The 9,680-nt window shown below is 74.9% G+C and carries 6 protein-coding genes and 1 pseudogene; 5 read left to right on the forward strand and 2 right to left on the reverse strand.

What is annotated here, in order from left to right; all coding sequences use genetic code 11:
- The 3 genes from B7L92_RS20205 to B7L92_RS20215 form a co-directional block, all read left to right on the forward strand.
- On the forward strand, nt 1-792 hold a 792-nt coding region (locus B7L92_RS20205; protein ID WP_107501543.1), incomplete at its 5' end, for an MOSC domain-containing protein.
- Between the two features lie 100 nt (nt 793-892).
- The gene (locus B7L92_RS20210; protein ID WP_081238928.1) at nt 893-1,498 is read left to right on the forward strand and encodes an Rv1733c family protein; all 606 of its coding nucleotides are present in this window, start codon (nt 893-895) and stop codon (nt 1,496-1,498) included.
- Nucleotides 1,499-1,653: 155 nt separating this feature from the next.
- Entirely contained in the window at nt 1,654-4,104 is a 2,451-nt protein-coding gene (locus B7L92_RS20215; RefSeq protein ID WP_081238924.1) for a right-handed parallel beta-helix repeat-containing protein, read from the forward strand.
- 12 nt (nt 4,105-4,116) lie between these two features.
- Here B7L92_RS20215 and B7L92_RS20220 read toward each other — a convergent pair whose 3' ends face one another.
- Nucleotides 4,117-6,372, reverse strand: coding sequence for a lipase family protein (locus B7L92_RS20220; protein ID WP_255311052.1), 2,256 nt, complete (start codon nt 6,370-6,372; stop codon nt 4,117-4,119).
- A 435-nt stretch (nt 6,373-6,807) separates the two neighbouring features.
- Between B7L92_RS20220 and B7L92_RS20225 the strand changes: the two genes are divergently transcribed.
- Together B7L92_RS20225 and B7L92_RS20230 are read left to right on the forward strand one after the other, a co-directional pair.
- Nucleotides 6,808-7,650 (forward strand): DeoR/GlpR family DNA-binding transcription regulator, encoded by an 843-nt coding sequence (locus B7L92_RS20225; protein WP_081238925.1) that lies wholly within the window; start codon nt 6,808-6,810, stop codon nt 7,648-7,650.
- A gap of 70 nt (nt 7,651-7,720) precedes the next feature.
- Nucleotides 7,721-8,190, forward strand: a pseudogene (locus B7L92_RS20230) (SRPBCC family protein).
- Nucleotides 8,191-8,406: 216 nt separating this feature from the next.
- Here B7L92_RS20230 and cds1 read toward each other — a convergent pair.
- Nucleotides 8,407-9,531, reverse strand: coding sequence for an L-cysteine desulfhydrase Cds1 (cds1, locus tag B7L92_RS20235; protein WP_081238926.1), 1,125 nt, complete (start codon nt 9,529-9,531; stop codon nt 8,407-8,409).
- Between the last annotated feature and the right edge of the window lie 149 nt (nt 9,532-9,680).

Below are 9,680 nucleotides of genomic sequence, written 5' to 3' on the forward strand. Positions count from 1 at the left end.
CCGGTCAAGGCCTTCCGGAGCCTGCCGCTCCGGGAGGTCGTCGTGGAGCCCTGGGGGCCGGCCGGAGACCGGCGCTGGATGCTGGTCGACGACGGGGGAAAGGTCGTCACGCAGCGCCAACGACCGCGCCTCGCACGGGCCGTCGCCGAGCTCCTGCCCGGCGGCGGCGTCCGGCTGTCCGCACCGGGGGCGGAGCCGGTGACGGTGCCCGTCCCCCGGCCCGGCCGGACGGTCCCGGTGGTGCTCTTCCGCGACAGGTTCGAGGCGGTCCCGGCCGAGGACGACGCCGCGCACGCCTGGTGCAGCGCCTACCTCGGCGCCGACGTGCGCCTCGTGCACCTGGACGATCCGGCCACGCGCCGGCCGGTCGACCCGGAGTACGCACGGCCGGGCGAGACCGTCACCCTCGCGGACGGCTATCCGCTGCTGCTCACCACGACCGCTTCGCTCGACCGTCTCAACTCCCTGATCGCCCAGGGCGACCACCCGGCCGAGGGTCCGCTGCCGATGGCCCGCTTCCGGCCGAACGTGGTCGTCGAGGGCACCTCTCCCTGGGACGAGGACACCTGGACGCACGTCACCATCGGCGAGGTCGCCTTCCGGGTCGCGAAGCCCTGCGGCCGGTGCGTGGTGACGACCACCGACCAGGAGACCGCCCGGCGCGGGAGGGAACCGCTGCACACGCTGGCCGCCCACCGGAAGACCGACGGCGAACTCCTCTTCGGACAGAACCTGGTGCCCCTCTCCACCGGCACGATCCGCGTCGGCGACCCCGTGGAGATCCCGGCGTAGCCGTTGCCGTCCGCGCGGACGGGAACCGGCACCCGGGCCCGCGCGTTGGCCCCTCATGAGAGGTTCGTGAGAAACCGGGCGGGTGACCGGGGGGTGGACGGTGCGGGCGATCGGCGGACTCTGGCGCTGGCGGCACAACCCGCTGTGCCGCAGGACCGACCTGGCCGAGGCCTGGGTGGCGCTCGCGGCGCTGCTGCTCGCCCTCGTCGCCGCCCCGGTGGCCGGCTGCCTCGTCGGCGGCACCACCCAGAACGCGTTGCAGCGGTCCGTCCGCGCCCAGCAGCAGACCCGGCACCCGGTGTCGGCCACGGTGGTGCGCACCCTCCCCCCGTCCCCGCTGGAGATCGCCCCGGAGACCGCCTCCGGCCAGGAGCCGCGCAGCCGGGTCCTGGCCCGCTGGACCGCGCCGGACGGCACCGGGCGGAGCGGGCCGGTGCCGACGCTCCTGAAGGACCCGCGGCCGGGCGACCGCTTCGGGATGTGGACCGACGGGCAGGGACGCGTCACGGCCCGCCCGCTGGACACCGCGACGGCGACGACGCACGCCGTGCTCGCCGGGTTGGGCGCGGCCCTGACGGCCGCGGCCCTGGTCGAGGGCGGCAGACGGCTGATCGTCCGGTGGATGGTCCGCCGCCGGTACGCCCGTTGGGACCGGGCGTGGGAAAAGGCGGGTCCGGACTGGGGCAGGACGGGCACCGGCACCTGACCGCGTTCCGCCTCCGGTCAACCTCGCGCCCGCGCGCACGCTACGGTGGTCCGGCCGAACCGATCGGCGACGGACCGCGCGAGCCGCGGGGTCGGCTGCGGCGTCCGGCGGGCGAACGAGCCACAGGCACGACGAGGTGGGGGCACGGCTACACCATGGCACAGGGCACGGTCCAGGTGACGCACACCGGCACATCGAGGTGGCGCCGCCGCACGGGTGAGTACGCATCGCTCGCCGCCGCCCTGGAGGCCGCGGCCGACGGCGACGTCCTCACCGTCACTCCCGGCACCTACCGGGAGAACCTCGTCATACAGCGGGCGGTGACCCTGCGCGGTCCCGAGGGCTCCCCCGGATCGGTGCGCATCGCGCCCGCGGACGGCGTCCCGCTGACCGTGCGCGCCTCGGCGGTGGTGCAGGACCTGCACGTGGAGGGCCAGGACGCCGCCGCCCCGGCGATACTCCTCGAGGAGGGCACCCCGGAGCTGCGCGACGTCCGCGTGGTCACCCGCTCCGCGGCCGGCATCGAGGTGCGCGGCGGTGCCCGGCCCACGGTGCGCCGCTGCACGGTCGACAACCCGGCGGGCGTCGGCATCGCCGTGCTGGACGGCGGGGGCGGGGTCTTCGAGGAGTGCGAGGTGGTCTCCGCGGGGCAGGCCGGCGTGGCCGTGCACGGTGGCGGCCACCCCCGGCTCGAGCGCTGCCGGGTGCACCACGCCTCGGGCTCGGGACTCACCGCGACCGGGGAGAACTCGGCGCTGGAGGCGGTGGGGTGCGAGGTCTACGAGGTGCGGGGCAGCGGTGTCCAGGTGACGAACCGCGCCACCGCCCATCTCACCGACTGCGAGGTGCACCGCACCACCGGCGACGGCGTCACCCTCGACACGGACGCGGTGCTGACGCTGGCCGACTGCCGGATCCACGACATCCCGGAGAACGCGGTCGACCTGCGGTCCCGGTCGGTGCTCACGCTGACCCGCACCAGCGTGCGGCAGTTCGGCCGCAACGGCCTGTCGGTGTGGGACCCGGGCACGCGCGTGGACGCCAACCAGTGCGAGATCTTCGACAGTACCGGCGACTACCCGGCGGTGTGGGTGAGCGACGGCGCCACCGCCGTACTGGACTCCTGCCGGGTGCACGACGTGCCGGACGCGCTGTTCGTCCTCGACCGCGGTTCGCGCGCGGACGTGGTCGACAGCGATCTGTCGCAGGTGCGCAACACGGCGGTGTCGGTGAGCGACGGCGCCACCGCGCAGCTCGACGACTGCCGGATCCACCAGGCGGCGACCGGCGCCTGGTTCCGGGACCACGGCAGCGGCGGCACGCTCAACAACTGCACCCTGGACGGCACGCAGACCGGCGTGATCGTCACCAAGGGCGCCGACCCGACCGTCGAGCGCTGCACGATCGACTCCCCGGCCGAGGCCGGTGTCTACGTCTCGGCCGGTGGCCGCGGCACCTTCCTCGGCTGCCGGGTCACCGGCAGCGGCGGCTACGGCTTCCACGTGATCGACGGCAGCCGTACGACGCTCAGGAAGTGCCGCACCGAGCGCTGCGCGCGCGGCGGTTACGAGTTCGCCGAGAGCGGCGCGGACGCGGCCCCCGGCGCGGGCGGCCCGGTCGTCGAGGACTGCACGAGCGACGAGAGCGGGAGCCTGCGGACCCCGGCTCCGGAACCGGAGCCGGTCGTGCAGACGGTGGGCGGCTCCCCGGGCCTGCTGGGCCCGGTTCCCGATCAGCCCGCCGCATCCGCACCGTCCGCGCCGCCGGCCCCGGCCCCCGAGCCGGAGCGGGAGGCGCGCGCCTCGAAGGACGTCCTCGGCGAACTCGACGCGCTGGTGGGCCTGGAGAGCGTCAAGCGCGAGGTACGGGCCCTCATCGACATGATCGAGGTGGGCCGGCGCCGGCAGAAGGCGGGGCTGAAGGCGGCCTCGGTCAAGCGGCACCTGGTGTTCACGGGTTCTCCCGGCACCGGCAAGACCACCGTCGCCCGCCTGTACGGCGAGATCCTCGCCTCGCTCGACGTGCTGGAGAAGGGGCATCTGGTCGAGGTGTCCCGGGTCGACCTGGTCGGCGAGCACATCGGCTCCACGGCGATCCGCACCCAGGAGGCGTTCGAGAAGGCCCGCGGCGGTGTGTTGTTCATAGACGAGGCGTACGCGCTCTCCCCCGAGGACGCCGGGCGTGACTTCGGCAAGGAGGCCATCGACACTCTGGTGAAGCTGATGGAGGACCACCGGGACGCGGTGGTGGTGATCGTCGCCGGCTACACGGCCGAGATGGAGCGGTTCCTCTCGGTCAACCCTGGGGTGGCGTCCCGTTTCTCACGGACGATCACCTTCGGCGACTACGGCCCCGGGGAACTGCTGCGGATCGTGGAGCAGCAGGCCGAGGAGCACGAGTACCGACTGGCACCGGGTGCGGGCGAGGCGCTGCTGAAGTACTTCACGGAGATCCCCAAGGGGCCCGCGTTCGGCAACGGGCGCACCGCGCGGCAGACGTTCGAGGCGATGGTCGAGCGGCACGCGAGCCGCGTCGCCCAGCTCGACGAGCCGACCACCGACGACCTGACCCTCCTCTACGCCGAGGACCTGCCCGCACTGCCCTGAGCACCGCCGCCGCTACGCCGAGGGCACGGGGGGACCGGCCGGGCCGCCGTCGGGGTCCGCCGTGTGCCGCGGCGCCGGTACGTCCGGCCGCAGCCGGGCGAGCAGCCGCCGGCGCTCCTCGGCGAACGCCGGGTCCGCCTGGTAGTCGGAGTGGCCCAGGATCGGCGCGGGCAGCGGATGGGCTGCGGTGCGGCCGTAGGCGAGGGGGTCCCTGAGCGGGGCGCGGTCCACCTCGGGGCCGTGGTCGCCGGGCAGCCGCACCGGGCCGCCGATGGGGTCGGTGGGCCGGTACAGGTTGCGCCAGCAGTCGACCTCCCGGTGCAGGGAGTCGAGCGCGGCCGGACCGAAGTGGGCCGGGAACCAGCGGCCGTACAGCCGCTCCAGCGGGGAGCCGTAGGTCAGCAGGGCGACGCGTCTGCGGGTGGACGGGGGGAGCTGCCAGGCCGCCGCGGCGGCGAGGACGCTGCCCTGGGAGTGGCCGGAGATCACCAGCCGTCCGCCGGTGGACCGTGTCCAGGTGGCGATCCGCCAGGTCAGGTCGGGCACCGCGCGCTCGGCGTAGCAGGGCGGCGCGAAGGGGTGGGCGGCGCGCGGCCAGAAGGTGCCGACGTCCCACAGGATGCCGATGGTGCGCCGCGCGGAGGCGTCCTTGTAGGCGCGCCGGCCGCAGGCGACGAGGAGGACGAAGCCCAGCCCGATCAGCCAGGAGCCCAGCGCCTGCGCGGTCTCGGCGGCGCCGTGGACGACGGCGTACGAGTCCCGGGCCGCCGCGCCGGGCGTCCGGTCGGTGAGCGCGGCGCCGGCGAGGGCGCCGGCGCCCAGCAGCAGGGTGGTGGCGGAGACGACGGCGACGATGCGCGGCGCGCGGTCGGTGAGGGCGGCCATGGTGCGGGCGGTGACGATACGGCGGGTGCGGCCGGTGTCCCCCGTCTCGCCGGGGTACTCGCGTTCCACGGCGGCGCGCTCGGCCCGCGCGATGCGCCAGGCGCGCCGGGCCAGCCAGCCGCACAGCACCAGCAGCAGCGCCAGCAGCGGCGGGATCACGGACGCCTGCCAGGTCAGCAGCACCGGCGGCCCGGGGATCGACGTCCCGGTGCCGTCCAGCCAGTCGGACATCCGCTGGGACACGCCGCCGGACATCACCCCGCCGAGCGCGCAGGCGAGCATGGCGACCGCCGGTCCGGCCAGGCCCCGCATCGCGGCGCGCCGGTCGGGGGCGGAGCGGTACAGGACGTGGGCGACCCCGGCGAGGACGACCACCAGGAGGCCCTGGACCAGGACGAGGGCGCCGAAGGCCGGGTCGCCGGGCAGCCGGCCCGCCGACTCCCACCCGTCGCGCTCCCACCCGGCGTACAGGAGGGTCAGCGCGAGCAGCACGAGGGCGGCGAGGGGAAGGCCGCGCACCAGGCCCGCGTCGAGCGCGTCGTCCAGGCGGCGGTCGGTGCGGCCCCGGCGGCACACCACCCACACCACCGCGCACGCCCCGGCCGCCAGCGCCACCCCCAGGAGCACGCCGAGCACACCGAGCACGCCCGGGACGGCGGGGCCGCCGGGCCCGCGGTCGTACCGGGCGGCGGCGGAGCCGACCGCGGCGGCGACCGTCAGCAGTCCGGCGGCGGTGTGCGCGGCGCGCAGTCGCGCGACCAGGCGCCGGCCGTACCAGAAGCCCGGCCGGCCCAGCGCGGTGCGTCCGCCGGCCTCCTCGGGCTCCGGGTCGTGGGTCATCGGCTGCTGGGACTCGTAGGCGTTCCAGGTGCGCAGGGACAGGTACCACAGCAGGCCGGTCAGGGCGGTGGGCACCAGGGCGGCGAGGGCGAGCCTGCGGCCCGGAAGGCTCCACCAGCCGCCGTCGGAGACCTCGGGCGAGAGGAAGCCGAGCCAGGAGTGCCGCTCGGCGCACGCGCGCGTGCCCGCGCACTGCCAGGCGGCCAGGTCGAGGGCGACCTCGCAGGCTGCCGCGACGAGCAGCACCGTCAGGCTCAGCCCGGCCAGCCGGACCAGCAGCCCGTACAGCCGGACCGTGCGGGTACGGCCCCGGCTGGAGGGGCGCATCCAGTGGGCGAGGTTGACCACCATGAAGGGCAGCAGCAACAGCCACAGGGCACGGGTGCCGTTCCCGGAGGTGAGGTTGCACCAGACGTAGGCCTCGGGGACGGGCCCGTCGCGGCGGTCGTCGGGCCGCCGCTCCGCGTCGGCGTCGTCGGCGCGCCGGAACACGGCGGCGATGTCGTCACCGGTGACCCGGACCGTGCGCGGATCGTCGAGCATCTCCTCGGGGGTGGTGCCGCCCACCCCGTGGACCAGGAGTTCCAGGGCGGCCCCGGACGGGCCGGGCGGTGCGGGGGTGCCGTCGGTGCTCCCGGCCGGTCCGTGCTCTCTCGGCTCTCTCGGCTCTCTCGGCTCTCTCGTACGTTCCACTGCTGCGCACTTCCCCCGGTGACACGTCGTCGGCTCCGTCCGTGCGGGCACAGGATCTCCCCCGTCGGGACGGCTCACACCTCTCGTCACGGAATCTCCCCGGTCCGTGCGACGGGCAAGCAACTTACGCGACGTTACTGACATGTGCGCGACGGTTCACCGGAGGCGCCGCCCCGGGTCCCGGCATGCGAGGATGGGACGCCCGCGCACCGGCGACGCGCTCGTCACGACGAGTGCGCGGGGCGGCGTGTCGGACGGCTTTGAGGCGAAAGGACCGGAGCGTACGTGAGCGAGAATCAGAACCTCCTCGCGGAGCAGCGGCGCGCCCTGATCCTCGACGAGGTCCGGCGCCGGGGCGGAGTCCGGGTCAACGAGCTGACCCGCAAGCTCGGCGTGTCGGACATGACCGTCCGCCGCGACCTCGACGCGCTGGCCCGGCAGGGCGTGCTGGAGAAGGTGCACGGCGGGGCGGTCCCCGTGGTGGAGGCGAGCACGCACGAACCCGGTTTCGAGGCCAAGTCGGGCCTGGAGCTGAGCGCCAAGGAGGACATCGCGCGGGCGGCGGCCGAACTGGTGTCCCCGGGCGCGGCGATCGCGCTCTCGGGCGGCACGACGACGTTCGCGCTGGCGCACCAGTTGCTCGACGTCCCCGATCTGACGGTGGTCACCAACTCGGTGCGGGTGGCCGACGTCTTCCACGCGGCGCAGCGCACCTCGGGCCCCCGGCAGGGGGCGGCCACGGTGGTGCTGACCGGCGGGGTGCGCACCCCGTCCGACTCCCTGGTGGGGCCGGTGGCCGACCAGGCGATCGCGACGCTCCACTTCGATCTGCTGTTCCTCGGGGTGCACGGGATATCCGTCGAGGCGGGCCTGTCGACGCCGAACCTCGCGGAGGCCGAGACCAACCGCCGGCTGGTGCAGTCGGCGAGGCGCGTGGTGGTGGTCGCCGACCACACCAAGTGGGGCACGGTGGGGCTGAGTTCGTTCGCGTCCCTGGATCAGGTCGACACCCTCGTGACCGACTCCGGGCTGCCGGACGGGGCGCGCGCGGAGATCGCGGAGCATCTGCGGCGGCTGGTGGTGGCGGGCGGGCCCGAGGAGCCCGACGGGGAGTCCGCGGACGTCTGACGGGCCGCCCTCCGGGGTGTACGCTGCTCGGCCCGCCGCAACTCCGGCTTTCGTCAAGGGGGTCGTGCCCATGGCTCACCGTCTGCGTCCCGTGGGGCCCGGCTTCGTCCGGGCCGCGCCCGTCCGTCTGGTCTTCGCCCGGGAGATCTCCGCCGCGCCGGAGCCGGTCTTCCGCGCGCTGGCCGAGGACGTGACCGGCTGGAGCGAGTGGTTCGGGGCCGTCACGCCGGCCCGCCCCTCGACGGCGGCGCGGGGCGCGAGGTCCGGCTGAGGGGCGGCACCCGCTTCCGCGAGACGATCCTCGCGGCGGAGGAACCCGAGGTGTACGCCTACCGCGTCGACGTGACCAACGCGCCCGGCGCACGCGCCCTGGCGGAGGAGTGGCGGCTGGAGCCCGCCGGGACGGACACACGGGTGCGGTGGACGTTCGCCGCCGACGGGACGGCACCGTTCCGCCTCGCGCTCAGGGCGGCGCGACCGGGGCTCGGGCGGGCGTTCCGCTCCGCGGTGACCTCGCTGGACCGGCGGCTCACGCGGTAGGGCCGCTCCGTCGCCCCTCGACGCGGGACCGGCCGTCCTGCGGGTCGGCCGGCACCGCGCGAGGGAGCGCTCCGGGGTCCGGGGCTCCGGACCGTGCTGCCGGTCGGCGCGCTGTGCGCCCGGAACGACCGGGCGGTCGGCCCCTTCGCCGGGATCGCGTCCGCCCGCCTGGCGGCCGCCGCGCACGGCTCGGCGCCCGGCGCCGGAACCCGGCCGTCAGTCGGGCCAGACCCCCGTCCGCAGCAGCGAATCGATCGCCGCCGTGTAGGGCGCGAGGTCCAGGCCCTGCTCGGCCAGCCAGGCGTCCGAGTAGTACTTGTCGAGGTAGCGGTCCCCCGGGTCGCACAGCAGCGTCACCACGCTCCCCCGCCGCCCGTCGGCCACCATCTCCGCGACGATCTTCAGCGCGCTCCACAGGCCGGTGCCGGTCGAGCCGCCCGCCCTGCGGCCGATGACCCGCTCCAGGGCCCGCACGGCGGCCACACTGGCCGCGTCGGGCACCTTCATCATCCGGTCGACGGCGCCGGGCACGAAGCTCGGCTCCATGCGGGGCCGTCCGATGCCCTCGATGCGGGAACCGCTGTCGCAGGTGACGTCCGGATCGCCGGTGGTCCAGCCCTCGAAGAAGCACGAGTTCTCCGGATCGGCGACACAGATGCGGGTGTCGTGCTGCATGTAGTGCACATAGCGCGCGAGGGTCGCCGAGGTGCCGCCGGTGCCGGCCGTGGCGACGATCCAGGCGGGCTCCGGGAACCGCTCCAGCCGCAGCTGCCGGAAGATCGATTCGGCTATGTTGTTGTTGCCGCGCCAGTCCGTGGCCCGCTCGGCGTAGGTGAACTGGTCCATGTAGTGGCCGCCGGTCTCCGCCGCGAGGGCTGCGGACGCCTCGTACATCGTGCGGGGGTCGTCCACGAAGTGGCACCGTCCGCCGTGGAACTCGATCAGGCGGCACTTCTCGGCGCTCGTCGTGCGCGGCATGACGGCGATGAAGGGCACGCCGATCAGCTTCGCGAAGTACGCCTCGGAGACGGCCGTCGAACCGCTGGACGCCTCGATCACCGGGCGGTCCGGACGGATCCAGCCATTGCAGAGCCCGTAGAGGAAGAGGGAGCGGGCCAGCCGGTGCTTGAGGCTGCCGGTGGGGTGGGTCGACTCGTCCTTCAGGTAAAGGTCGATGCCCCACCGCTCGGGCAGGGGGAAGCGCAGCAGGTGGGTGTCGGCCGAGCGGTTGGCATCGGCCTGGACCCTGCGCACTGCTTCTTTCAGCCAGGCGCGGTAGGCGGGGTCGCTGCGGTCGACATCGAGGGTGGCGCCGGTCAGGGCGGGTGGTGAAGTGCTCACGACGAGGCTCCTTACGCTGAGCGCCGACGGCGTCTCGCGCGGCCGGTGCACCGATCATAGGCACCCTCCGCACCGCTTCCCACCTGCATAAACGCTTCTTTGAGCGGCCCAAAGGCACCCCTGGGGCAAAGGGGGCGCGGGGGCGCGGG

Origin of the sequence: Streptomyces viridosporus, assembly GCF_002078235.1 — a bacterium.
GTDB lineage: Bacteria > Actinomycetota > Actinomycetes > Streptomycetales > Streptomycetaceae > Streptomyces > Streptomyces viridosporus.

What these genes read in the sequence shown, in the direction of transcription:
- B7L92_RS20215 (WP_081238924.1), top strand. Translation starts at nt 1,654, where the DNA reads ATGGCACAGGGCACGGTCCAGGTGACGCACACCGGCACATCGAGGTGG.
- B7L92_RS20220 (WP_255311052.1), bottom strand. Translation starts at nt 6,372, where the DNA reads ATGCTCGACGATCCGCGCACGGTCCGGGTCACCGGTGACGACATCGCC.